The organism is Eggerthella lenta DSM 2243 (genome assembly GCF_000024265.1).
In the GTDB taxonomy this organism is placed as follows: Bacteria; Actinomycetota; Coriobacteriia; order Coriobacteriales; family Eggerthellaceae; genus Eggerthella; species Eggerthella lenta.
This window is the reverse complement of the sequence record NC_013204.1, coordinates 3,247,636-3,270,000: the sequence shown is the minus strand read 5'-3', so window position 1 is coordinate 3,270,000 and position 22,365 is coordinate 3,247,636. Positions and strand designations below refer to the sequence as shown.

The following is a 22,365-nucleotide window of genomic DNA, read 5'->3' as shown; positions in this document are numbered from 1 at the left end:
TACGCGGATGGGTCAGCCGCAAGGCGAAGCTCTGAAGCCAAGCCCCAGTAAACGGCGGCCGTAACTATAACGGTCCTAAGGTAGCGAAATTCCTTGTCGGGTAAGTTCCGACCTGCACGAATGGCGTAACGATTTGGGCGCTGTCTCAACCATGGACCCGGTGAAATTGTATTATTCGTGAAGATGCGAATTACCTGCGGAAGGACGGAAAGACCCCGTGAACCTTTACTGCAGCTTGACATTGATCGTTGGCTCGGCGCGTAGAGGATAGGCAGGAGGCTGCGAAGCCCGGGCGCCAGCCCGGGCGGAGCCGACCTTGGAATACTGCCCTCGTCGCGTCGGCGATCTAACCCCCGGCCGTGATCCGGCGGGGGGACCGTGTCAGGCGGGTAGTTTGACTGGGGCGGTCGCCTCCCAAAACGTAACGGAGGCGCGCAAAGGTCCGCTCAGAACGGTCGGCAACCGTTCGCAGAGCGCAAGAGTACAAGCGGGCTTGACTGCGAGGCCCACAAGCCGAGCAGAGACGAAAGTCGGTTCTAGTGATCCGGCGGCACAGAGTGGAATGGCCGTCGCTCAACGGATAAAAGGTACTCCGGGGATAACAGGCTGATCTTGCCCAAGAGTCCACATCGACGGCAAGGTTTGGCACCTCGATGTCGGCTCATCGCATCCTGGGGCTGAAGTCGGTCCCAAGGGTATGGCTGTTCGCCATTTAAAGCGGTACGCGAGCTGGGTTCAGAACGTCGTGAGACAGTTCGGTCCCTATCCTCCGCAGGCGCAAGAGGATTGAGGAGGTCTGCCCCTAGTACGAGAGGACCGGGGTGGACGGACCTCTGGTGCAGCAGTTGTCGACCAACGGCACGGCTGCCTAGCTACGTCCGGCACGGATAACCGCTGAAAGCATCTAAGTGGGAAGCCGTCTCCAAGATGAGTCCTCTTTCCGGTAAGGGCCCAGGCAGAACACCTGGTCGATAGGCCGCAGGTGCAAGGCGTGCGAGCGCCTCAGCCGAGCGGTACTAATAGCCCGAGCTCTTCTTCGCAAACACATTCTCGGTTTCGCGACCGTGAAGTCACGAGCGCTGTGCAACCGCCAGGGTGGCGCGGAGGTCCCGCGGCCGCCGGGCGGGGCCATATGAGGCCCGCGCGGGAACGCCCTGCGCGAGCGCGACCATGGAGGCGGGGATCACCCGGTCCCATTCCGAACCCGGAAGTTAAGCCCGCCATCGCCGAAAGTACTGCAGCGTCAGGCTGTGGGAGGATAGGGCGTCGCGCTCGCGGAGGGCGTTTCGGCATGCGGAGGCCCCGCCCCCCTCGGGAGGCGGGGCCTCCGCGCGTTCCGGGGGCGTGGGTCTCTTGGTGACCGTTCGGCGACGATGCTGTTACAGAACCTTGATTGGATTACAATACGTTGTTATGGAAGAAATCATGCATATAGCGTTTGACGTGCTGGCAGACGCGATCAAGGACACGCTTTACATCATTCCGTTTCTGTTCGTCACGTATCTGGCCATGGAGTGGCTTGAGCATAAGACGGGTGGGAAGGCCGAGGCTGCCATTCAGCGCGCCGGCGCGGCAGGGCCGTTCATCGGTGCCGTCGTTGGCGTAGTGCCCCAGTGCGGCTTCTCCGCGGCTGCCGCGACGCTGTGGGCTGGGCGCGTCATCACGTTGGGAACGCTGTTCGCGGTGTTCCTCTCTACGTCGGACGAGATGCTGCCCATCTTCATCGCCGAGCAGGTGCCGCCCGACGTCATTTTCAAAATCATCGGCGCGAAGATCATCATCGGCATGATCATGGGCTTCCTCGTGGATGCCGGCCTTCGCATCGCGCGCCGCATCGACATGCCGCTGCATATTCACGACTTATGTGAGCAGGAGCATTGCCATTGCCACGACGGCGAAGGCGGAATCCTGAGAAGCGCGCTCAAACATACGTTGCAGGTGACCCTGTTCATCTTCCTCATCACGCTAGCGCTGAACGGCCTGCTTGCCGTAGTGGGCGAGGACGTGCTGGCCGAGTTCCTCGGCGCGAACCCGGCGCTGTCGGTGTTCGGCTCGGCGTTGGTTGGTCTCGTGCCGAACTGCGCGGCCAGCATCGTCATCGCGCAGCTGTACGTGGAAGGCGTGCTGGGCTCGGGCGCCATGTTGGCCGGTTTGCTCGTGTCGGCGGGCGTGGGCCTGCTGGTGTTGGTTCGCACGAACCGCCATCTGAAAGAGAATATCGCCATCATCGTGGCGCTGTACGCGATGGGCGTCATCTGGGGTTTGTTGGCGAACGCGCTCGGCATCGTGTTCTAGGCGTGCGTTCGAACGGATTGCCATGCTGACTTCGCGCGCCCTATGGGGTAGCATAGCGAAGAGCATCCAATCGAAGACGAGAAGGAGAGCATCATGGCGACACTCGAGGCCGGCCTGACGCGCGACGAAGCGTTCGCGCTTTTGCAGGAGCACAACAAGGATCCGTTCCACATCGAGCACGGCGAGACGGTTGAGCAGACCATGCGTTATTTCGCGCGCGAGTTCGATCCTGAGAACGAGGAGTTCTGGGGTATCGTCGGGCTGCTGCACGATCTCGACTGGGAAGAGCACGACGACGAGCCCGAGCTGCACACCATCTACGCGGCGCCGCTCATCGAAGCCGCTGGCGGCTCGCCCGAGCTCATCCGCGCCATCCAGAGCCACACCTCCGACTTCAACCCGGAGCTGCCGAAGCCCGAGCTGCAGATGGAGAAGATCCTGTTCGCCTCCGAAGAACTGACCGGTCTCATCGGCGCGGCGGTAGTGATGCGCCCCTCGAAGAGCGTCATGGATTTCGAAGTGAAGTCGCTGAAGAAGAAGTTCAAGGACAAGCGCTTCGCCGCCGGTGTCAGCCGCGACGTCATCCGCTCCGGCGCCGAAATGCTGGGCTGGGAGCTGGACGAGCTGTTCGCCCGCACCATTGAGGCCATGCAGTCCTTCGCGCCCGATAAAGATACGTTCCAGCCTGCCGAGGGGTAGCTTCCAACAGGGCACCTGCCATCGGCTATCGAGAGCGAGGCCCCAGCGCATGCGCTGGGGCCTCGCTAATGGAAGGGCTCGAAAGGGAGGGAAGTTCGAGCCGCAGGATGTGCTAGGACAGATCGCCGACCATGTGGCGGACGGCGTGGCGTGCGAACGTGATGGTGCGTCCGCAGGCGCAGCCCACGATGTACTCGGGGTAGTTGTTCCCGAAGATGCTGCCTGAGCAGTCGCCCGCGGCGTAGAGACCCTCGATGGGCTGGCTCTCGGCGTTCAGCACCTGCATGTCCTCGTTGATGCGCAGACCGTCCACGGTGGTCAGCAGCGAGCCGCCGTACCAGATGCCGTAGAACGGCGCCGTGCGCAGCTCGGACAGACGGTAGGCCTCCTTGCCGAAATCGGGGTCTTCCTGAGCGTCGTAGAAGCCGTTGTACTTCTCCACCTCGGCCAGGAAGGCGTCCTTCGCCTCGCCTGAAAAGCCCAGCTTCACTGCCAGCTCCTCGATGGTGTCGGCCTTCACCATGGTGCCTTTCTCGAGCTGATCGGCGTAGATCTCGTCGAGCGGGGTATCGGCTTCTTTGGCCAGCAGCTGCTGGGTTTGCCGCGAGCAGCCGATGGTGTTGAAGCGTTTGACGTCTTCCTTAAGGTTCGAGTCGAACACCTGGCAGAATACGCCACCCTCGTGCTCGGCCGCTGCGAAGCAGCAGAAGTCGTAGGGAGTGGACTCGTTCACGAAGCGCTTGCCGTCGCGGGTGACTTTCATGAGCGGCTGCGAGCCGAGGTTGAACTGCTTGTCGGTGCCCACGAACGTAGCCGTCTCGCCGGGGCTGCTGATGATGCCCGCGTTCTCCCCCGGTTTCACGGTGCCGCGATCGAAGATCATCGGCGCGCCGATGCTGTCCTTTTGCGCGCCCGCCCACATGCCGGCCTTGATTCCCTCGCCCACGTTGTTCGGCGAGCCGTACTGCAGCGTGACGCAGCGGTCGACCATCGGGTTGCACGCGCGCAGCATCTCGGCGTTGCTCGTGTAGCCGCCCGTGGTGAGCAGCACGCCCTTCGCGGCGTCCACCTGGACGTATCCGCCGTCGGCCTCGAAGATGGCACCCGTCACCTTGCCGGCGTCGTCCTGCACCAGCTTCACCAGCTTGTGGTTGTAGGTGACGTCGTAGCCCTTGTCGTTGATGTAAGACAGCAGCACCTTGTTGCGCTCGAGCGCTTCGCCGGCGGCGTCCTTGCCCGAGTAGTAGTGCTCCATCGGGAACAGGGCGAAGCTCGTGCCGCCGGTCTCGTGGTCGATGTCGTTGTCGAAGGCGCACGTCATGCCGGCCTGCGTGAGGATGGGGTCGATCCAGTCGACCACGCTGGCGCTCTCCTTGATCCACACGCGGATGACGCGCTGGTCGCACTGGCCCGAGGCGTAGCGCGAGAACTCGTTGAGCAGGCGGCCTTCGTCCACGTGCGCGCCGGCGGTCTCGGTGTACTTCGTGTTGATGGCGCCGAACCAGTGGCGGCTGCGCTGGATAGAACCGGACTTCTCGCACAGCATGAAGTCGAGTCCCAGGTCGGCGGCCGTGGCGGCTGCGGCCATGCCGCCGTTGCCCGCGCCGATGATCAGCAGGTCGGTCTGCTTCGTCTCCTTAATGTCGCCGGCAGCGATGTCGGGCGCGCTGCCCAGCCAGTCGGTTTGGGCGGACGCGTCGGCCTTGGTTTCGGCGGCATCGGCTTTCGTCGCGTCGCCGGACGTCTCGGCTTTGGCTTGCGGGGCGCATCCGGCCAAGCCGAACGCGGCGAGCGCGCCCGTGGCTGCGGCGCCCGTCAGGAAGCTTCGACGCGAAAGACCCTGTTCTGCGATGTTCTTCATGATTGTTCCCTCCTGAGAAACGATTGGTGAACCCTGGGGCCATCATGCCGCGCCGCGCGGGCGCTGTCCTCACCGTCAGGGGACCAAGTTCGCGCATTCGTCGCGTCCGCTTCTCTCACCCCCGTGGTACCAGAACGGTGGTTTCCCCTTGTCAGGCGAGGGTGAAGTGCGGTAGGCTTGCCTGCATCGGGGAAGCGGGCGACGGCCGGGGGAGGCGTATGATCGAGGTACGGAACACCATCAACGCGACGTGGGTTCGCTGTCTCGTCGCGTTGATCGCCGAGCTGTTCGGCACATGGCTGACCAACGCGGCGCTGTATCCGCAGTACATCGGCGTCATGTCCGAGGCGCGCGACGCGTCGTCGCTCGTGGGCGTGGTAACGCTCGTGGCGCTGGCGGTGTGGGCGCTCAAGAAGCCCTCGTCCATCAACGAGACCACCCTGACGGCGGGCTCGTTCGTGCTGTACTCGGCGGGGTTCGCGCTCATCGTGCTGGGCATCGCGCAGCAATCGGCTCCCCTGCTGCTGGCGGGTGCGTGCGTGCGCTCGGTCGGGTCGCGCTGGGTGGTGGTGCTCATGGGCATCTCGCTGTGCAAGCTCGACAAACGCTCGTGCATGCTGTGCATCGCGTCGGCCCTGGTGGCAAGCTACCTGCTGCGACTTCCGTACATGGGCGCCGACGCGACGGTGAGCATGGCCACGCTGTTCCTGCTGCCGTTCATCATGTACGCCGCGTGCCGCCCGCTGGCGCTCGACATGCTCGCCGTCATCCGCGAGGCGGTGCCGCCGGCGGAGACGTCCATCACGCAGCCTGCGTCGTTCGTGCCGTTCGCGCACGGGCTGTTCGTGGCCATCTTCATCTTCCGCATCGCGTACGGGTTCGCGTTGACGTTCGGCTCGATCGACGGTAATCCCCAGCAGACGTTCTTCGGCTTGATGCCCATCGCCATCCTCTTGGTCATGGCCCTGCTGCCGAAGGTGCCGAAAGCGGATGTGTTGTACCAGGCCGCAGCGCTGTTCGTGGTGGGCGGATTCCTCGCGGTGGTGGTGCTCGTGGGCCGCGCGCCCGGCGACATGGCGTTCGCGAACGGGCTGCTGTACGCGGGCAGCGAGTGCTTCGATGCGCTCATGTGGTTCGTGCTGGCCTCCATCGGCGCGCGCAACAAGGTGAACGCGCTGGCCGTGTTCGCGTGGGGACGCGCGGCCTCGTCGGCGGGCCTGCTGTGCGGCGCGACGGTGGGGCATGCGGTGAACGCCACTCCCGACCCGCTGACGGTGTCGGTGGGCATCGCGGTGGTGCTGTTCCTGTTCGTGGCGATGAACTTCACGGTGCTCAAGCCGTTCGGCTTCCAGGCAACCATCGATGGCGTGCAGTCGGTTGAGCCCGTCGCGGCGGCGGCCTCGGTGGGGCTGCCGGAGAAAAGCGCCGCCGTGGCCGCGCGGTACCGGCTGACGCCGCGCGAGACCGAGCTGCTCGAGCTGCTGGCGCACGGGCGCAACGGGCCGTTCATCCAGGAGAGGCTCGTGCTGTCGCGCAACACGGTGAAGACGCACGTGGCGAACATCTACGGCAAGCTGGGGGTTCATTCGCAGCAGGAGCTCATCGATCTGGTGGAGGAGGCCGACGATCGATAGCGGAGCATGGGTCAGAGCGGGTCGTCAAGCCTTTCCTTTGCCTCTTTGAGCGGCATGCCGGCTGTTTACCGTTTCTCCGCTTCCTCAAGCTTGTGGCGCATGGCGCCCTTTTTGCGGCTCACTAGCAGGTAGGCTGCCAGCGCCACGATGGCGACTAGCGACATGGCCTCGAACAGGCCGCGATAGCCCCACAGTGGCTGTACGATGCCCAAAAGCAGCGGGCCTACGCCAACGCCGATGTCCAGCAGGATGTAGAATGTGGAGTTCGCCAGACTTAGTCGATCGTCGGGGGCGAGGCGCACCGCCAGAGCCAGGCCGCTTGCCTGAACCGTCCCTACGCCGAAGCCCAGCAACGCTGCCGCGATCAGCATGGCCGTCGGCTGGTAGACGGTGGCCAGCAGTCCCATGCCGACGATGAAGGCGATGAACGCGGGCACCATGACCACGCGGTCGCCTTTGCGGTCGAACAGCTTGCCGGTGAACGGCCGTGTGACGAACGTGGCGATGGCGTACACGACGAAGAAGAAGCTCGCGGGCGTTTCGAGCCCGTTTTCGGCCGCGAACGGCGTGAGGAACGCAAGCAGGCTGGAATAGCAGAAGAACAGCAGCGCGCATACGGCGCCGATGGGGATCACGCTGGATTCCAGGTAGTTCGTCAGGCTCGGACGAGGCACGCGGAACCCGCCCGCCTGCTCGATGCGTTCGTCGCGGGCGATGTCGCTCGCCTTCCGGGCCACGGTTTCGGCCGATACAGGGTTTTTCGGCACGCGCAGCTGCGTGGCGGCTAGCAAGCAAGCCAGAGCTACGGCGGCGGCTACGAGGAACAACGTTTGGAATCCGGCGTTCTGCGTGAGAAACATGCCCAGAAACGGCCCGATTGCCGCGCCGAGGGTGACGGACAGCATATAGTAGCCCACGCCTTCGCCTTTGCGGTTGTCCGGCACAAGAGCCGTGACGATGGTGCCGATGGCGGTGGAACACGTGCCGAACGCGATGCCGTGCAGCAGGCGCAGCGCGAACAGCAGCCATAATCCCAGGCCGGTAAGGTAAAGCGCCGAGAACGCCACTTCGAGCACGGCACCGATGATAAGCAAGCGCTTGCGACCGACGCGATCCATGATGCGCCCGCTGAAGAGGCGGGCTATCAGCGCGCCGATGACGAAGATACTGGCCGCGAGGCCGGCGGTGGCTGCGGGCGCATCGTAGGTTTTCATGGCGTAGTCGGCTACGACCACCATGAGCCCGTAGTAGTTCACCATGATCAGGAAGTTCACGGCGGTTCCGAATACGAAATCTCTCGTCCAGAGCTTTTCTCGTGCAATTGCAGGCATGCTAATCGGTCGCCCCGGCTTTCGTCGCTGCGGCGGGAGCGTCCTTCGCGATGAGCACGGCGATAGGCGATCCCTGCACCACGGCGTAGCTGACGCTGCCAAGGAAGCCTTTGACGCCGCCCTGGCCGCGGCTGCCCATGACGATGAGGTCGCAGCCCTCGTCTTGCGCGCATTTCAGCAGGAGATCGGCCGGCGAGCTGCCCTTCAGCAGGTGGGCGTGCGCCTTGTTCGGCACTTCGTCTGCAAGCTGCTCCATTTCGACCAGCACCTTCTTCGCCTCGTCGAGCAGCACGGTTTCGGCGCCGGTGCCCAGGCCGTACAGCTTCACCACATGGGCGAACACGAGCTCGACGCTCTCGTCCTGCGCGCCGATGGAACGCGCTAGATGGAGCGCTTTGGCGGAGGGAGCGGAGCCGTCGTAGGCAACCAGGACCTTGGAGCACCACATGAGGCATCACGGCCTTTCTACAGAGGGGTGGGCGTTCGGTTCCTCTTCGATTGTAGTACGAATTGTTTCGGTTTGAATAACGGTATGGTGGCAATGGATAGACGGTATTGCGTGCGGTTAGATGTATGACTGGTGTTCGTCAACATAATCATTGACCCGCCTTGCCCGCCCAGCTAAAATGAGTACTCGCGCATTGCTGCGAACGTGGGCCGTTAGCTCAGCTGGTAGAGCAGGGGACTTTTAATCCCAAGGTCGCGGGTTCGACTCCCTCACGGCCCACCATTTTTGTTTGCTCGGCATGCGATTGTTCTTAGCGCGCCGCATCGCGGGCGCTTCTGTTTCAGACTGGGCCATCGTCCAACGGCAGGACTCTGGTTTTTGGTACCAGCTATCCAGGTTCGAATCCTGGTGGCCCAGCCACTTTGCGCGCTTTTCGCATGCGTGCCGTGTTTTGCTATCCCAGCAGCTCGAACAGTACGCGATCACCGATGCCGGAGGTGGCCAGCACATCGCCCTCGGTGGTGACTAGCACGGCTTCGAGCGCCGGATGCTGCTCGGCGAACGCAAGTGCGCGATCGGCTCCCATCATGATAAGCGCGGTGGTGTACCCGTCGGCATCGAGCGAGCTCTGCGCGACCACCGTGGCGCTCAGCAGGTCGGTTTCGGCGGGGAAGCCCGTGCGCGGGTCAAGGATATGGTGGTACAGTTTCCCGTCCTGCTCGAAGGCGCGCTCGTAGATGCCGCTTGTCACGGCCGAGCCATCGCGCAGGGCCAGGACGGCGAACGAATCAAGCAGCGGCATCGAGCTGGAGGGAAGGGGACGGCGGACGCCCACGCGCCACGGTGCTCCATCGGGCTTGCCGCCCATGACGGCCACGTTGCCGCCGAGGTTGACCAGCGCGTGTTCCACGCCGCGTTCGCGCAGCAGCGCGAGGATGCCGTCGGCGATGTAGCCTTTCGCGATGCCGCCCAAATCGACGCAGGCCAGCGGGTCGCGCAGCGTCACGACGGCATCGTTCACGATGACGCCGCGATAATCCACGTGCCGCAGCGCCGCGGCCACGTCATCGCGCGCGGGAATCATGCAATCCTTGAAGTTCCACAGCTGCGTGGCGCTTCCCATAGTCACGTCGAATAACCCGTCGACTTCGCGGCAGTACGACAGCGCCGTCTCGATGAACGCGGCTAGCTCGGCATCCACCGCGGTGGGGCGCCCCTCGGCGCTGTTCAGCCGGAACAGCTCGCTTGCAGGGTCTACGCGCGAGAACAGCAGCTCGTAGCGGTCGCACCATTCCACCGCTTCGTCGAGGATGTCCTCGTTGTCGGTTTCTGCGCTGATGATGTTCGTGGTGTTGAAGCGGAAGAAATTCCGAGAAACCATGCCATTGCCTCCAAGTACATTACATTCGCAAATACGCTACTAAGACAGTATACTTTCTACGGGCGTTTGAGGGAGGGCAGTGTGCATGAGCGGCGCAGCGGGCGATCGGGACGTGCGGACGGTGGAGAGAAGGAACATGATACGACTCGAAAAACGAGGCATTATCAAACGGTTCGACCTGCTTGACACGCTTTCCTTTTTCGCATTCTGCATGAGCGTGCCGTTGTTCCTCCCCGTGCTGGAGCAGTGGCGCGGCATGACGTCGTCGGTTGCCGTTTCCTGGTCGTTTCTGCCTTCGGTGTCGTTTTCGGCCGCGTTGTCGCTGGCGGCCATGTTCACGGCGCTCGCGTTTTTGTTCATCTGCCTGCTGAAAACGGCGCATGCGCGTGTGAGCCGCACTATCATGCTGCTGGCGTTGGCGTGCTATGCGATCGGCTACGGCCTGCTTGACCTGTGGAGCTTCGGCGCGCTCGACGGCTCCGTCGTGGAAGCGGGCAGCGGTCTCATGATGGGTTTCGGCGCTGCCGTGATGTGCCTGGTGTGGATGAGCCGGCTGCATGTGCTCGAGTTCAGGCGCGCGCTCGTTGTGGCGTGGGTCGCCGGCTGCGTCCTGTTCGCAAGCGCGTCGCTGCTGCCCATGCTGGGCGCGACGCCTGCCCGGACGGTGCTCACCGTGGCGGCGGCGCTGTCCGTCGTAGGGTGCGCGCGGTTGTTCTTCCGCTCAGAGGGAGAGGACGAGCGTTCGGCGCAGGCAGGGGTGAACTGGCGGGACGTGTTCGGGCACCTCGATGTGTCGGTGGTGGAGGGGACGGGTGATTTCAAAACCCCACTCGCTCGCGCGCTGTTCTTCGCCGTTATGCCGTTCGCCATGCTGTTGCTGTTCGTGGCTGACAATAGCCTGGTGCGAACCATGGATTGGGGTGTCGCTCCGCTGGCTTTGGCGGGCGTGCTGGCCGTGGCGGTCATGGTGCCCCTCATTCGCATGAAGACCGATCAGGCGCTCATCAACTTCTCGTACCGTTTCTTCCTGCCGCTGGTGGCCTTCGCGGTGTTCGCGGCCACGGCGTTCGTCGAACCTCCGTTGCAACGCTCGGTGATGGCGGTTGGCTCTCTCTCGTTCTGCGCCATCTATGCGCTCGTGATGTCGGCGATGCTGGTAGCGATGGCGGGTCGCATGCGCTCGCTCGCTCTGCCGGCCGGAGGCATCATGATCATCGTCGGGTGCCTGGTGTGCCTGCTGTCGGACGCCAACATGAACACGGGCGTGCTAGCTGCATGCCAGTACCAGGTGCTGATCGTGCTGTTCGTGGTGATGGCGATCGCGCTCATGGTCACTCCCAGCTCGCGATTGTGGCGCGTTATGCTCGAGGGCATCGATGCCGTAGAGTCGAACGCGCTCGGAGCTCAGGAGGGCTACAACCGTCGTTGCGCCGATCTGTCCGACGAGTACCGCCTGACTGCGCGCGAGGCCGAAATACTGCTTCTGCTGGGTCGCGGCCACACGTCAAGCTTCGTCGCCGATGAGTTGACGGTGGCGGAATCCACGGTGCGAAGCCACCGCAAGAACATCTACCGCAAGCTCGGGGTCTCGTCGCGCGAGGAGCTGTTCAAGTTGCTCGATGATGAAGGCGACGGGCCCGACAAGGGCGTTTAGGGCTTCTCCCCCTTTTCGTTTAGAAGCGCAATCTCGGACGGAATGCAATTTCCTGCGTTTTGACGATGGATTTGCTTCGTGTTGATCCGTATGGTTTGCCCCGTTGTCTAGAGGGAATTCAAGGGAGGCCATTATGGAAACGAACGTCTCGCGTCGTGATTTTCTTAAGGGAAGCATCGTGGTCGCATTGGGCGCGGCCGGTGCTGCTACGCTCAGCTCGTGCGCAGGCGGCGATGCTGCAGCGAAAGCTGATTCTGCAGTTGCAACCGCGCCCGACACCGCTGCCAAAACTGCGACCTTGCATCGCGGCTACGGCGCCGCTCACGGAGACAAGTGCTTTACGAGCGTGGTTGTCGCCACGGCCCAAGACGGTACCATCCTCGCCGCCAGCGTGGATGACTATCAGTTCATGCCTGCTGATTCGGCGGGCATCACGCCCGTGCCGAACTCCGACGCTGGATTTGCGGACGGGTACGCCGAGGGCAAGGTGCTCATGTCGAAGACGGTGAACAACGATGCCTATTCGGCCAGCATGAAGGAGAAAGCCCAGTCCACCACGCCGTGGTTGACGTCGATGAAGGCGATAGAGGCGTACTGCGTGGGCAAGAAGGCCTCCGATCTGACGAAGACGAGCCTCGATGCCGTGACGGGAGCCACCCTCGTGGACGCGCCCAACTATCTGAAGCTCGTGTCCGAGGTCGCCGGGAGCGACGACATCACCACGACGGGTGCGTATGCCGGCGACGGTTCCGACCTCAAGATGGGATGCGCCACCGCGGCTGCTCACGGTGACAAGGCGTTCGCGGAAGCCGTTTCCCTTGTGCAGGGGGACGTGTTGGTTGCTTCGAGCATCGACGAGTTCCAGTTCGCCGACGCTTCGTCTGCCGGCCTGGTGCCCGTGCCCAATTCGGACGCCGCCTTCGCCGAAGGGTACGCCGAGGGCAAGGCGCTCATGTCCAAGTCGGTGAACTCCGATATGTACAGCGCCAGCATGAAGGAAAAGGCCCAGTCCACTACGCCGTGGATCGAATCCATGTCGGCTATCGAGTCCTTTGTGGCCGGACAGAAGATCGCCGACGTGAAGGCGAAGGGCCCGGACGCGGTTTCGGGCGCCACGCTCGTCGATACCGCCGGCTACGTCGACACCGCCGTTGCGGCTGCTAAGACGGCGTAGGCGAGCGTTTCGCCTATCGTATTTGTCCCCAAGCGAGCCGGTTGTTTTCCAGCCGGCTCGTTTTGTCGCTTGACCGCAAGGTCGCAAAGTGGCTCGCAGCGTATAATGTGCGAACTAAGGAGGTGTTATGGTCGCGGAGAGTTTGCCCTACGGATGGCAGGAGCGTTCGCCGAAGCAAGTCGCCGCCATCGTGCTGCTCATCCTCATGGCTATGGTGCTCAGCTTCGTCGAGCTGCCGGTGGTGCCCGGGGCCGAATGGTTGAAGTACGATCCATCGGGCATCGTCTCGCTGCTGGCTACGATCTTGTACGGATCTTGGATCGGCGTGGCCGTGGCCGTGACGTCATGGATACCGCACCTCGTCACCGATCCGCTCGGCGCGTTCATGAACATTATGGCCACCGTGTCGCTTATCCTTGTGGTGGGGACCGTGTACCGTCGGAAACCGTGCCTGATGCACGCCGTGCTGGGATGCGCTGCCGGCGTGGTGGTGTCCTCGGCGGTTTCCATTTGCCTGAACTTCGTGGTCACGCCGCTGTACATGGGCGCCACCTACGAACAGGTTGCTTCGCTGGTGTTGCCGGCATTGCTGCCGTTCAACGTGGTCAAGGCGCTGGCGAACTCCGTCGTAGCCATCGTATCGTACCGCAAGCTGGCTTCGTTGCTGGAGGAACAGGAAGGCAACCTTTCCAACTCCGACCAAAATCGCTCTTGACCCTTCGGCGTAATAGCCTAGAATAGAACGATACCGAAGACGCGGGCGCCTCAGTGCGCACGATCTGCGTCGAAGCCGACAAGGCGGCTGCGCTTCGCGCGAATACCTGGCGGCCCCGTTTCTGAGACGCGGGCTGCGCGGCACGACCGCACGCCTGGCAAGCAGGTAGCATTCGGACCAGAAGGTTTGTTGGAATTCTGCGTCCTCAAATTCTCGTGTACATAACCGAATACTTTTGGTATCATCTATGGTTGCTGCTTAACGACGATATGCTTAAAGGAGCACTTTTGACCAAAGAAGATGTTATCGAGCTCGAGGGGACCGTCCTCGAAGCGCTGCCAAACGCTATGTTTAGGGTGGAGCTCGAAAACGGGCACAAGATATTGGCCCATATTTCTGGCAAGATGCGTATGCATTACATCAAGATCCTGCCGGGAGACAAGGTGACGGTCGAGCTGTCCGTCTACGACTTGAACCGCGGACGCATCACGTACCGGTTCAAATAGCACCGTAAAAGCGTGCAGGTCGTGTCAACCTGTGCAGAATTTGTGTGCGAAGAGGGGCTTGCGCGCCTTGCGCAAGCAGCAAAAAGAGGAAAGCTATCACCAGCGGCTGGGTGTGACATATAGATACGAGAACGCATTAACCGAAAGGAAATGATTATGAAGGTACGTCCTTCGGTCAAGAAAATGTGCGACAAGTGCAAAATCATCCGACGCCATGGCAAGGTGCTCGTCATTTGCGAGAACCCCCGCCATAAGCAGCGTCAGGGCTAGGAAGAAAGAGGAGATATAACCTATGGCACGTCTTGTTGGTGTCGACCTTCCTCGCGACAAGCGCATTGAAGTCGGCTTGACCTACATCTACGGCATCGGTCTGACGACCTCCAAGAAGATCCTCGCTGAAACCGGCGTCGATCCCAGCGTCCGCGTGAAGGACCTCACGGAGGATGACCTTACCAAGCTGCGCGACTACATTCAGGCGAACATCAAGGTGGAGGGCGACCTGCACCGCGAGGTTTCCCAGAACGTCAAGCGCCTCATGGAGATCGGCTGCTATCGTGGACTCCGTCATCGTCGCGGCCTGCCCGTTCGCGGACAGCGCACGCACACGAATGCGCGCACGCGCAAGGGTCCTCGTAAGCAAATCGGCGGAAAGAAAAAGTGAGGTAGTCTCAAGTGGCAGCTAAGAAAAACGTGCGCACGCGCATCAAGCGCTCCGAGCGTAAGAACATCGCCGTCGGCGCTGCGCATATTAAGTCTACGTTCAACAACACGATCGTGAGCATCACTGATCCTCAGGGCAATGTGATCTCCTGGCAGTCCGCCGGCACGGTCGGTTTCAAGGGTTCGCGCAAGTCCACGCCGTTCGCTGCGCAGATGGCCGCCGAGGCCGCTGCGAAGACGGCTATGGAGCATGGCCTGCGCAAGGTTTCCGTGTTCGTGAAGGGCCCGGGCTCGGGTCGCGAAACGGCCATCCGCTCTCTGCAGGCCGCCGGCCTCGAGATCGCCAGCATCCAGGATTGCACACCCATTCCGCACAACGGTTGCCGTCCGCGCAAGCGTCGTCGCGTGTAACTGAAAGGATCTAAGAATTATGGCTCGTTATACTGGAGCGGACTGCCGTCTGTGCCGTCGTGAAGGGGCGAAGCTTTTCCTTAAGGGCGATCGCTGCTACACGGAGAAGTGCGCGATCGAGCGCCGCAACTACGCGCCGGGCGAGGCCGGCAAGAAGCGCATCAAGGAAAGCGAATATCGCAACCAGCTGCGCGAGAAGCAGAAGACCAAGCGCATCTACGGCGTCCTGGAGAAGCAGTTCCGTCATTACTACGATATGGCTAACCGCCAGAAGGGCGTGACGGGCGAGAACCTGCTGCGTATCCTGGAGAGCCGTCTCGACAACGTCGTGTACCGTCTCGGTTTCGCGAAGTCTCGCGCCGAGGCTCGTCAGCAGGTGCGTCACGGCCATATCACCGTGAACGGCCGTCGCGTCGACATCCCGTCGTTCCGCGTCAAGCCGGGCGACCTCGTGGCCGTCGCTCCGAAGGCTGCCGACCTGCTGGTCATCAAGAGCGCGCTCATCTCCAACGAGCGTGTTCAGGTGCCCTCATGGCTCGAGGTGGACATCGAGAAACTTCAGGGTAGTGTACTTGCTCTTCCGCAGCGCGATCAAATCGATCTGGACATTCGCGAGCAGCTCATCGTCGAACTTTACTCGAAATAATCGCGGCATAGTAAGGAGGCTTATCCCACATGACAGAGTTCATGAGGCCTACGGTAACAACGGAAGAAGTCAACGACACTGTCGCACGTTTCATAGTCGAGCCGCTCGAGCGTGGCTACGGCTACACGCTGGGCAACTGCATGCGCCGCGTTCTGCTCTCCTCGCTGGATGGTGCGAAAGCCACCGCCATCCAGATCGAGGGTGTGCAGCATGAGTTCACGACGGCCGAAGGCGTCATCGAGGATATCACCGATATCGTCCTGAATGTCAAGGGTCTTGTGTTCTCCGCACTGAACGATGATATCGAGGAAGCCACGGCGCATGTGTCGGCGGAGGGTCCTTGCACGGTGACGGGTGCCGATCTCGACATTCCCACCGAGTTCACGCTGGTCAACCCGGAGCACGTCATCGCTACGGTCGCCGACGGCGGTCAGCTGGACATGACGGTTCGCATCGGCGTGGGCCGCGGTTACGTGTCGGCCGAGCGCAACAAGCGCACGGAGGATCCCATCGGGGTCATCCATGTGGACTCGCTGTTCTCGCCGGTTCGCCGCTGCACGCTCAACGTCACCGACACCCGCGTGGGTCAGCGCACCGACTACGACAAGCTCGTGCTGGAAGTTGAGACTGACGGCAGCATCACGCCCACCGAGGCCGTGTGCCGCGCGTCCAACATCATCAACCAGTACATGGGCGCGTTTTTGAGCCTGTCCGACGTTGTCGACGAGGAGGAGGGCGAAATCCCGTCCATCTTCGCGCCGGAGGGCCAGGAGTCCAACGCCGAGCTGGACAAGCAGATCGAGGATCTCGACCTGTCCGTCCGCTCGTACAACTGCCTGAAGCGTGCCGGAATCCACTCGGTGCGCCAGCTCGTTGAGTTCTCCGAAAACGACCTGCTGAACATCAGAAACTTTGGTGCGAAGTCCATTGAAGAAGTGAAGGACAAGCTCATTTCCATGGACCTCAATTTGAAGCTATAGGAGATACGAATCATGCGACACAACTACAAGGGCCGCAAGCTGGGCACCGACTTCAGCCACACCAAGGCCATGAAGAAGAGCTTGGTGAACGCCCTGTTCCTGAACGACCGTATCAAGACGGTCGAGTCCCGCGCCAAGGAGATCCGTCCGAACGTGGATAAGATCATCACGTGGGCCAAGAAGGGCGACCTGCATTCCCGTCGTCTGGCCATCGCGGCTCTGGGCGACAAAGAACTCGTGCGCGAGATCTTCGAGAAGGTCGAGCAGGGCATGTTCGCCGACCGCCAGGGCGGCTACACCCGCATCATGAAGCTGGGCAACCGCAAGGGCGACAACGCTCCCATGGTTATCATGGAGCTCGTGACCGAGCCCGTGAAGAAGAAGGAAGAGCCGAAGCCCGCTGCCAAGAAGGCGACGAAGAAGGCCGCTCCGAAGAAGGTCGAGGCTGCGGAGGAGGCTCCGAAGGAGGAGGCCGCCGAGGCCAAGGCCGAGGAAGCCGCCGTCGAGGTTGCCGAGAAGGCCGAAGAGGCTGCCGCCGAGAACGCGGAAGCCGCCGAGGTCGAGACGGCCGATGCCAAGGAGGAAGAGGCTGCTAAGTAGCCTTTTCTTTTCAGATTGCTTTTCCGAACGGGGACCTGCGGGTCCCCGTTCTGCTTTTCAGAGGATGAAAATGAGACAAAGGGACAGGGTTAATGTCTCATCCATGCGCTGTCGCGCAGCCGTTTCAGTACCGTAGCGCTGCGGTGGTCGTGCGCGCAGGGCTTCCTCAGTACAATCGGGGTATGAACTCAGCACGCAAAGCGCGGTGCTTCGCGCCGTGCAAATGGAAAGGAGCCGACATGGATGGCACGACCACGAAGGAAGACGTCCGCATCGACAAGGATGATGCCGACGAGCTCAATCGGGAGGCGGCCGAAGACCTCGAGCGCATCGAAAACGAAGTGAAGCGCGAGGCCGAGCAGTACGTCGAGGCCGTCGACGGCGATGGCAACGAGAAGGAATCCGTGGAGGCGGCGGCTACGGCGTTCGATTTCGATCGCGCCGAAGCCGAGACGGAAGAGCTGCTTATCAAGACCACCGGCGAAGCCGACGAAGCGTAGCACGAAAACGATACCTCTATCTGAAAGGAACTATCATGGTTGATCGGGCTTACAAGACGGGCGACGCGTCCGTCGATATGAAGAACGGCGCGAAGGATATGGGCCACGACGTGAAGAACAACATGAAGGATGCCTACCACGAGGCCAAGGCCGGCATGAACGAGCGCAAGGCCGAGGATGCCGCCGCGAAGCGCGAGCACGAGGAAGCGCAGCGCACGGGCGACCCCGCGGCCGCTATGCGCGCGCAGCAGCACGAGCAGCGCAAGGATGAGAAGGGCGAAGGATTCATGGAGTCCGTCAAAGAGTCCATCGGCAAGGCCGGCGAGGCTATCAAAGATGCCGCCGTCGATGCCAAGGACAACGTAAAGCAGGGTGTCGAGAACATTCGCGAAGGCCGCTAGGCGCTCACGCGCTCGACCGTCAGCGGCGAGGGCGAAAGCGCTCTTACGCTGCTTTCGTCCTCGCCCCGGGCGCACTTGGAAACGAGCGCGCCCGGCATCCTCCGAAGCCCGTGGCCAGCGCCGCGGGCTTTTTCTTGCCGGTTGATTCACTCTTGAAAGGTCGTGCCATGGCTCCGTCTTCTTCCTCATCTGCTTCGTCCGCCTCGCGCGGACGCGGCAAGGGGTTCGCGCTTGTTGCGGCCGTGTATCTGCTGGGCCTGTTCATCGGGGCGCTCGATACCGGCATCGTCACGCCTGCCCGCACGGTCATCCAGAGCGATCTGGGCATCGGCGAGCAGATGGGCGTGTGGATCATCACCATCTATACGCTTGCCTACGCGGCCGCCATTCCGGTGATGGGCAAGCTGGCGGACCGTTCGGGACGCAAGTACGTGTACCTTGCGAGCATCCTGCTGTTCGGTGTCGGGTCGCTTCTATGCGGGTTGGCGCAGGACGTGGGGAGCTTTTGGATGCTGTTAGCCGCGCGCGCCGTGCAGGCGGTGGGCGGAGGCGGCATCGTGCCTGTTGCCACGGCCGAGTTCGGCACGACGTTTCCTCCCGAGAAGCGCGGGCTGGCGTTGGGTCTGGTAGGCGGCGTGTACGGCATTGCCAACATCTTCGGAGCGTCGGCCGGCAGCCTGATCCTATCGGTGTTCGGGCAGGCCAACTGGCAGTTCATCTTCTACGTGAACGTTCCCATCTGCGCCTTCATCGTGGTGGCGGGGCTGTTCGTGCTGCCGAACACGCGAGCCGAGCAGGTGAAGCCCATCGACGGGTGGGGCATTGCAGTGCTGGTGGCGATGGTGTTGTCGCTGCTGTACGGACTGAAGAACCTCGATTTCTTCGATCTGGGAGCATCTGCGACCTCGTCTGACGTGTGGCCGTTCTTGCTCGCGTTCGTCGTGCTGCTTCCGGTGTTCGTGCTGATCGAGCGCCGCGCGGCCGACCCGGTGCTCAACCTGTCGTACTTCCGCGACCGCGACATCGTGATCACGTTGGTGCTGTCGGTGATCACCGGCGTCATCCTGATGGGCATCATCTTCATCCCGCAGTTCGCCGAGAACGTGCTGAAACTGCCCTCGGGCAGCGGCGGCTACGTAGTCATCGTGCTGGCGGCGTTCGCCGGGGTGGGAGCGCCGGTGTCGGGCAAGCTCATCGATCGCTTCGGCGTGAAGGCGGTGCTCGCGTTCGGGCTGGCGGCTTCGGCTGCGGGAGCGATGTTCCTGGCGCTGGTGGCCACGCAGTTCGCGAATATGGCGACGCTCATCATCAGCCTCGTGGCCATCGGCATCGGGATGGGCTTCACGATTGGAACGCCGCTCAACTACATGATGCTGGCGAAGACGAAGGAGCGCGAGGCGAACTCGGCGCTGGCGACGCTGTCGCTGGTGCGCTCGGTGGGCACGGCGGTCGCGCCTGCCGTGCTGGTTGCGTTCATCGCGCATGCGGGCATGGCCATTCCCGATCGCATCATGGGCGTTCTGCCCGATGCGCCGGGCGGGCAATCGATTGCGCAGCTAGCGAGCGGGCAAGCGCAGGGAGGCGATGGCGCTGGGTTGCCCGACGATCTTCAACAGCTGATGAAGGGGTCGGATGTGACCACGATCGTCGCGAACGTGAAGACGCTGGCAAAAACCGAGATCGAACAGGAAGCTGCTTCGGCGGGCATGCCGGCCGAAGCCGTCGACGCGGCGGAGCAACAGTACCTCGCCGCCATCGACGATCGGGCAGGCGACATAGAAAGCACGTTCCAGAGCACGGTCGACGAAGGCTTTCGCGGTGCGTTTCTGCTGGTGGGGATTTGCTCGCTCGTGGGGTTGGCGCTGCTTGCGCTCTACCGGGAAGACAGGCCGCGGCCCGGGCAGGCGAAGGGGGAGCCGACGCGCTGATCGCGCGGAATTGTCACCCTGGTCGTCGCGCGGGAAACGCCGTTGTGGCATACTGCCAGCATGCGTATCAACGTCAGTTCGTACATCCCCGGAACCTCTGCTGTGCACGCGTGTGACGCACGCGTGAAAATCGTGCTGCTAGCGGCGTATTCCGTCACGCTGTTTTTGGTGCGTTCTTGGATGGGCTTAGGGCTGTGCGCTTTGCTGTTCGTCACGGTGGCGAAGGTGTCGCGCATTCCGGCGCGGCGGTTCTTCGGTTTGCTCGTGCCGGTGTACGTGATCGTGGCGTTCACCGTGCTGTTCAACGGGTTCTCGCTTGACGTGGGGCAGGCTGCGAGCGCGGCTCCGCCGGCCTTGGGCGATGTGTCGGCGGGAGTGCTCGCCGCATGGGAGCCGGTGGCGCTGATCGGGTCGTTCGGGCTGGTGCCGGCAGGGCTTGCGCGCGGCCTTTTCTTCGCGGTGCGCATCGTGCTGCTGGTGGTGGCCAGCCTTGCGGTCACGTACACGACGACTTCCACCGAGCTGACCGACGCGCTGGGCTTCTTCCTGAGGCCGCTCAAGCGTTTGGGCGTTCCCACCGACGACATCGCCATGGTGTTCTCGTTGGCGCTGCGGTTCATTCCGGTGACGGCCGAGGAGTTCGGTCGCGTGCACGACGCCCAATGGGCGCGAGGTGCTTCGTTTGCCGAGGGCAGCCTGTGGGAACGGCTGCGCGCGTGGCAGACGGTGCTGATTCCCCTGTTTGTCGGGTTGTTCCGGCGTGCCGATTCGCTGGCTGTCGCCATGGACGCGCGCTGCTACGGCGCCCCTGATGTCGAGCGCACCTCGCTTGCGCCGCGCGCGTTCTCGGGGCGCAGCGGCCTCGTGCTGGCGGTGGGCTTGCTGGCATGCGTCGTTCTGGCCGTGTGGCTGTAGTAGTGCAATCGCATCATTTGATGTCATTCGGCATGTTTTCATGGTATACTGATCACATCAAATGATGTGATGCGGGGTGAGCGATGGGGACGGTTGCAGAACGCTGGAAGATCGAAGCGGTGCTGGCGCTGGTGCGGCGAGCGCGCTTTGAATGCTTTCGTGTTGTAGGGTCTGGAGATCCGAGAAATAAGACGCGTGCTTTTATGAAGGCCATTGGCTATCGTGAAGCTGATGTGCATCGAGCTGTTCGAGATCTTGAAGTCGCTGACTATTCAAGCGGCCCCTTGCAAGACGACAAAGGACGGCCGCGTGATCTGTGGGTGTTTGGCAGATACCTTGAAGAATACGAAGTATATATAAAACTAACTGCATATCTTAAAGCGGACGATGTGCAGGCAGTCTGCGTCTCGTTCCATGAGGCTGAATGGCCGCTCGTCTATCCCTATAGGAAAGCGAGTTGATCCGGATGACCGTGAAACGGCTGTTGTGCGAAGAATGCTGGGAAGAGGTCGATGCGACATATGAGACTCGGCATCATGTTGAGGATGTCCGAGGCGTGACGGTTGAGGTGGATATCGAGCATTTGATATGTCCGAAATGCGGAAATTCCATCGGATGGGCTCCTCTCGTCGATGAAGGTTTCGACAAACTGTATCGAGCGTATCGCGAAAAGATGGGCATCATGCAGCCCGAGGAAATCGTGGCCTTGCGTAAGAAGTACGGGTTTTCGCAGCGGGTGTTTGCCGCTGCTCTCGATATCGGAATTGCGAGCTTGCAACGATACGAAAGCGGGAGCCTCGCTTCCGATTCCCATGCGCAGCTGCTAGCCAACGCGCGCGATCCGCGCTTCTTGCTGAAGTGCCTGGAACGGGGAGCACGTAAGCTTTCTGACGAAGAGCGCGCCAAAGCGTGCGATACGGTGCGGAAGCGCGGTCTCTCCCGGGTCGACTACGCGGTGGTTCGGCTCAACGTGCTGGACGAGATCGCGAAGGAAAAGACGCTGGATACGGGCATGCGCGCGTTCGATTCGGATCGCATGCGCGAGACCGTGGTCTACCTTGCCCGGCATGTTCGCGATCTGTATCGTACGAAGCTGAACAAGGTGCTGTTCTACCTGGATTTCGCCGCCTACCGCGACAGCGGGGAGGGGTTCACGGGTCTGCGCTATGCGAAGGCGCCGTTCGGTCCGGTTCCCGACCGGTTCGAGCTGCTGGTTGCCGGTCTCGTCGACGACGAGGCGCTCGCATTGCGCGAACAGGGCGACGGCCAGGTGATCGTTGCGGGACGCGCGGAGGATCCCACCTGTTTTTCTGCATCCGACCTGAGCCTGCTCGACGCGGTATGCTCGTTCGCCAACGGCTTCGCTTCAACGTCGGCGTTATCCGAGTTCTCCCATGGCGAGCGAGGCTGGCGCGAGACGGAGGTGGGGGGCATCATCTCGTACGGGTACGCCGCGCACCTTCTCTGGGCTTCGTGATCGGGCTAGCGCGTTGAAGAGGGAGGGCGTCATGTTGAAGATCGGGGAATTTTCACGGTATGCGTGGTTGTCTGATCGCATCGCTCATCCGCGCGTGCCTGCCCGGAGCTCAGGAGGCTTGACGGCGTAGAGACGTCCGGCGGCTTCGA

Annotated in this window: 23 protein-coding genes, 2 tRNA genes, 2 rRNA genes and 1 pseudogene (1 of these 28 only partly in view); 24 read left to right on the top strand and 4 right to left on the bottom strand. The window is 62.2% G+C overall.

The window, feature by feature from the left end:
• From ELEN_RS14135 to ELEN_RS14120, 4 genes are all read left to right on the top strand, one after another.
• A 23S ribosomal RNA gene (locus ELEN_RS14135) occupies positions 1–1,040 on the top strand; it begins 1,931 nt to the left of the window's first position.
• Positions 1,041–1,160: 120 nt separating this feature from the next.
• Positions 1,161–1,275: ribosomal RNA gene (gene rrf, locus ELEN_RS14130) — 5S ribosomal RNA — on the top strand.
• Positions 1,276–1,425: 150 nt separating this feature from the next.
• Entirely contained in the window at positions 1,426–2,295 is an 870-nt protein-coding gene (locus tag ELEN_RS14125; protein ID WP_015761424.1) for an arsenic efflux protein, read from the top strand.
• A 93-nt stretch (positions 2,296–2,388) separates the two neighbouring features.
• Complete coding sequence (locus tag ELEN_RS14120) at positions 2,389–2,994, top strand: HD domain-containing protein (RefSeq protein WP_009306925.1); 606 nt, start codon at positions 2,389–2,391, stop codon at positions 2,992–2,994.
• 112 nt (positions 2,995–3,106) lie between these two features.
• On the opposite strand, the gene ELEN_RS14115 is transcribed toward ELEN_RS14120, so the two are convergent.
• Positions 3,107–4,855, bottom strand: a complete 1,749-nt coding sequence (locus ELEN_RS14115; RefSeq protein WP_015761423.1) for an FAD-binding protein — start codon at positions 4,853–4,855, stop codon at positions 3,107–3,109.
• Between the two features lie 218 nt (positions 4,856–5,073).
• Between ELEN_RS14115 and ELEN_RS14110 the strand changes: the two genes are divergently transcribed.
• Positions 5,074–6,489 (top strand): response regulator transcription factor, encoded by a 1,416-nt coding sequence (locus ELEN_RS14110; protein ID WP_015761422.1) that lies wholly within the window; start codon positions 5,074–5,076, stop codon positions 6,487–6,489.
• Between the two features lie 65 nt (positions 6,490–6,554).
• Here the strand turns inward: ELEN_RS14110 and ELEN_RS14105 are convergent, their stop codons facing one another.
• Positions 6,555–7,763, bottom strand: a complete 1,209-nt coding sequence (locus tag ELEN_RS14105; RefSeq protein ID WP_227110008.1) for an MFS transporter — start codon at positions 7,761–7,763, stop codon at positions 6,555–6,557.
• A gap of 58 nt (positions 7,764–7,821) precedes the next feature.
• A complete protein-coding gene (locus ELEN_RS14100) occupies positions 7,822–8,268 on the bottom strand; it encodes a universal stress protein (RefSeq protein WP_009306923.1) in 447 nt (148 codons plus the stop codon).
• A gap of 206 nt (positions 8,269–8,474) precedes the next feature.
• Here ELEN_RS14100 and ELEN_RS14095 point away from each other — a divergent pair.
• Both ELEN_RS14095 and ELEN_RS14090 read left to right on the top strand, forming a co-directional pair.
• Positions 8,475–8,550 (top strand) — tRNA-Lys (locus ELEN_RS14095).
• 64 nt (positions 8,551–8,614) lie between these two features.
• Positions 8,615–8,688, top strand: a tRNA-Gln gene (locus ELEN_RS14090).
• Between the two features lie 34 nt (positions 8,689–8,722).
• Here ELEN_RS14090 and ELEN_RS14085 read toward each other — a convergent pair.
• On the bottom strand, positions 8,723–9,649 hold the full coding sequence (locus ELEN_RS14085) for an FAD:protein FMN transferase (RefSeq protein ID WP_009306922.1): 927 nt from the start codon (positions 9,647–9,649) through the stop codon (positions 8,723–8,725).
• 136 nt (positions 9,650–9,785) lie between these two features.
• Between ELEN_RS14085 and ELEN_RS14080 the strand changes: the two genes are divergently transcribed.
• The 17 genes and pseudogenes from ELEN_RS14080 (at position 9,786) to ELEN_RS16610 (ending at position 22,216) form a co-directional block, all read left to right on the top strand.
• Positions 9,786–11,303, top strand: coding sequence for a helix-turn-helix transcriptional regulator (locus ELEN_RS14080; RefSeq protein ID WP_114513304.1), 1,518 nt, complete (start codon positions 9,786–9,788; stop codon positions 11,301–11,303).
• 133 nt (positions 11,304–11,436) lie between these two features.
• Positions 11,437–12,477 carry a twin-arginine translocation signal domain-containing protein gene (locus ELEN_RS14075; RefSeq protein ID WP_009306920.1) on the top strand — a complete coding sequence of 347 codons (1,041 nt, stop codon included), beginning with the start codon at positions 11,437–11,439 and terminating at the stop codon, positions 12,475–12,477.
• Between the two features lie 127 nt (positions 12,478–12,604).
• Positions 12,605–13,192 (top strand): ECF transporter S component, encoded by a 588-nt coding sequence (locus ELEN_RS14070; protein WP_009306919.1) that lies wholly within the window; start codon positions 12,605–12,607, stop codon positions 13,190–13,192.
• A 287-nt stretch (positions 13,193–13,479) separates the two neighbouring features.
• The gene (gene infA, locus ELEN_RS14065) at positions 13,480–13,698 is read left to right on the top strand and encodes a translation initiation factor IF-1 (protein WP_009306918.1); all 219 of its coding nucleotides are present in this window, start codon (positions 13,480–13,482) and stop codon (positions 13,696–13,698) included.
• Between the two features lie 156 nt (positions 13,699–13,854).
• Positions 13,855–13,968, top strand: a complete 114-nt coding sequence (gene rpmJ, locus ELEN_RS14060) for a 50S ribosomal protein L36 (protein WP_006363204.1) — start codon at positions 13,855–13,857, stop codon at positions 13,966–13,968.
• A gap of 22 nt (positions 13,969–13,990) precedes the next feature.
• Positions 13,991–14,359, top strand: coding sequence for a 30S ribosomal protein S13 (gene rpsM, locus ELEN_RS14055; protein WP_009306917.1), 369 nt, complete (start codon positions 13,991–13,993; stop codon positions 14,357–14,359).
• 11 nt (positions 14,360–14,370) lie between these two features.
• The gene (gene rpsK, locus ELEN_RS14050) at positions 14,371–14,769 is read left to right on the top strand and encodes a 30S ribosomal protein S11 (protein WP_009306916.1); all 399 of its coding nucleotides are present in this window, start codon (positions 14,371–14,373) and stop codon (positions 14,767–14,769) included.
• 19 nt (positions 14,770–14,788) lie between these two features.
• Positions 14,789–15,415: a 30S ribosomal protein S4 gene (gene rpsD, locus ELEN_RS14045; protein ID WP_015761419.1), complete on the top strand. Its 627-nt coding sequence runs from the start codon at positions 14,789–14,791 to the stop codon at positions 15,413–15,415.
• Between the two features lie 29 nt (positions 15,416–15,444).
• Positions 15,445–16,395: a DNA-directed RNA polymerase subunit alpha gene (locus tag ELEN_RS14040; protein WP_009306914.1), complete on the top strand. Its 951-nt coding sequence runs from the start codon at positions 15,445–15,447 to the stop codon at positions 16,393–16,395.
• Positions 16,396–16,407: 12 nt separating this feature from the next.
• Entirely contained in the window at positions 16,408–16,995 is a 588-nt protein-coding gene (gene rplQ, locus ELEN_RS14035) for a 50S ribosomal protein L17 (RefSeq protein WP_009306913.1), read from the top strand.
• A gap of 239 nt (positions 16,996–17,234) precedes the next feature.
• A complete protein-coding gene (locus tag ELEN_RS14030) occupies positions 17,235–17,495 on the top strand; it encodes a hypothetical protein (protein ID WP_009306912.1) in 261 nt (86 codons plus the stop codon).
• Positions 17,496–17,530: 35 nt separating this feature from the next.
• Entirely contained in the window at positions 17,531–17,896 is a 366-nt protein-coding gene (locus ELEN_RS14025) for a hypothetical protein (RefSeq protein ID WP_009306911.1), read from the top strand.
• Positions 17,897–18,063: 167 nt separating this feature from the next.
• Entirely contained in the window at positions 18,064–19,824 is a 1,761-nt protein-coding gene (locus ELEN_RS14020; RefSeq protein WP_015761418.1) for an MFS transporter, read from the top strand.
• Between the two features lie 102 nt (positions 19,825–19,926).
• The gene (locus tag ELEN_RS14015) at positions 19,927–20,739 is read left to right on the top strand and encodes an energy-coupling factor transporter transmembrane component T family protein (protein ID WP_231566109.1); all 813 of its coding nucleotides are present in this window, start codon (positions 19,927–19,929) and stop codon (positions 20,737–20,739) included.
• 83 nt (positions 20,740–20,822) lie between these two features.
• Complete coding sequence (locus ELEN_RS16010; protein ID WP_081434217.1) at positions 20,823–21,200, top strand: type II toxin-antitoxin system MqsR family toxin; 378 nt, start codon at positions 20,823–20,825, stop codon at positions 21,198–21,200.
• A 5-nt stretch (positions 21,201–21,205) separates the two neighbouring features.
• A pseudogene (locus ELEN_RS16615) lies at positions 21,206–21,532 on the top strand (type II TA system antitoxin MqsA family protein); the annotation flags it as partial.
• 126 nt (positions 21,533–21,658) lie between these two features.
• Positions 21,659–22,216, top strand: a complete 558-nt coding sequence (locus tag ELEN_RS16610; protein ID WP_231566130.1) for a Panacea domain-containing protein — start codon at positions 21,659–21,661, stop codon at positions 22,214–22,216.
• The last annotated feature ends 149 nt before the right edge of the window (positions 22,217–22,365 follow it).

Excerpts from the sequence above, each read along its gene's own strand:
- ELEN_RS14125 (WP_015761424.1), top strand. The coding sequence starts at position 1,426 with ATGCATATAGCGTTTGACGTGCTGGCAGACGCGATCAAGGACACGCTT.
- ELEN_RS14120 (WP_009306925.1), top strand. The coding sequence starts at position 2,389 with ATGGCGACACTCGAGGCCGGCCTGACGCGCGACGAAGCGTTCGCGCTT.
- ELEN_RS14115 (WP_015761423.1), bottom strand. The coding sequence starts at position 4,855 with ATGAAGAACATCGCAGAACAGGGTCTTTCGCGTCGAAGCTTCCTGACG.
- ELEN_RS14110 (WP_015761422.1), top strand. The coding sequence starts at position 5,074 with ATGATCGAGGTACGGAACACCATCAACGCGACGTGGGTTCGCTGTCTC.
- ELEN_RS14100 (WP_009306923.1), bottom strand. The coding sequence starts at position 8,268 with ATGTGGTGCTCCAAGGTCCTGGTTGCCTACGACGGCTCCGCTCCCTCC.
- ELEN_RS14085 (WP_009306922.1), bottom strand. The coding sequence starts at position 9,649 with ATGGTTTCTCGGAATTTCTTCCGCTTCAACACCACGAACATCATCAGC.
- ELEN_RS14080 (WP_114513304.1), top strand. The coding sequence starts at position 9,786 with ATGATACGACTCGAAAAACGAGGCATTATCAAACGGTTCGACCTGCTT.
- ELEN_RS14075 (WP_009306920.1), top strand. The coding sequence starts at position 11,437 with ATGGAAACGAACGTCTCGCGTCGTGATTTTCTTAAGGGAAGCATCGTG.
- ELEN_RS14070 (WP_009306919.1), top strand. The coding sequence starts at position 12,605 with ATGGTCGCGGAGAGTTTGCCCTACGGATGGCAGGAGCGTTCGCCGAAG.
- rpmJ (WP_006363204.1), top strand. The coding sequence starts at position 13,855 with ATGAAGGTACGTCCTTCGGTCAAGAAAATGTGCGACAAGTGCAAAATC.
- rpsM (WP_009306917.1), top strand. The coding sequence starts at position 13,991 with ATGGCACGTCTTGTTGGTGTCGACCTTCCTCGCGACAAGCGCATTGAA.
- rpsD (WP_015761419.1), top strand. The coding sequence starts at position 14,789 with ATGGCTCGTTATACTGGAGCGGACTGCCGTCTGTGCCGTCGTGAAGGG.
- ELEN_RS14040 (WP_009306914.1), top strand. The coding sequence starts at position 15,445 with ATGACAGAGTTCATGAGGCCTACGGTAACAACGGAAGAAGTCAACGAC.
- rplQ (WP_009306913.1), top strand. The coding sequence starts at position 16,408 with ATGCGACACAACTACAAGGGCCGCAAGCTGGGCACCGACTTCAGCCAC.
- ELEN_RS14030 (WP_009306912.1), top strand. The coding sequence starts at position 17,235 with ATGGATGGCACGACCACGAAGGAAGACGTCCGCATCGACAAGGATGAT.
- ELEN_RS14025 (WP_009306911.1), top strand. The coding sequence starts at position 17,531 with ATGGTTGATCGGGCTTACAAGACGGGCGACGCGTCCGTCGATATGAAG.
- ELEN_RS14020 (WP_015761418.1), top strand. The coding sequence starts at position 18,064 with ATGGCTCCGTCTTCTTCCTCATCTGCTTCGTCCGCCTCGCGCGGACGC.
- ELEN_RS16010 (WP_081434217.1), top strand. The coding sequence starts at position 20,823 with ATGGGGACGGTTGCAGAACGCTGGAAGATCGAAGCGGTGCTGGCGCTG.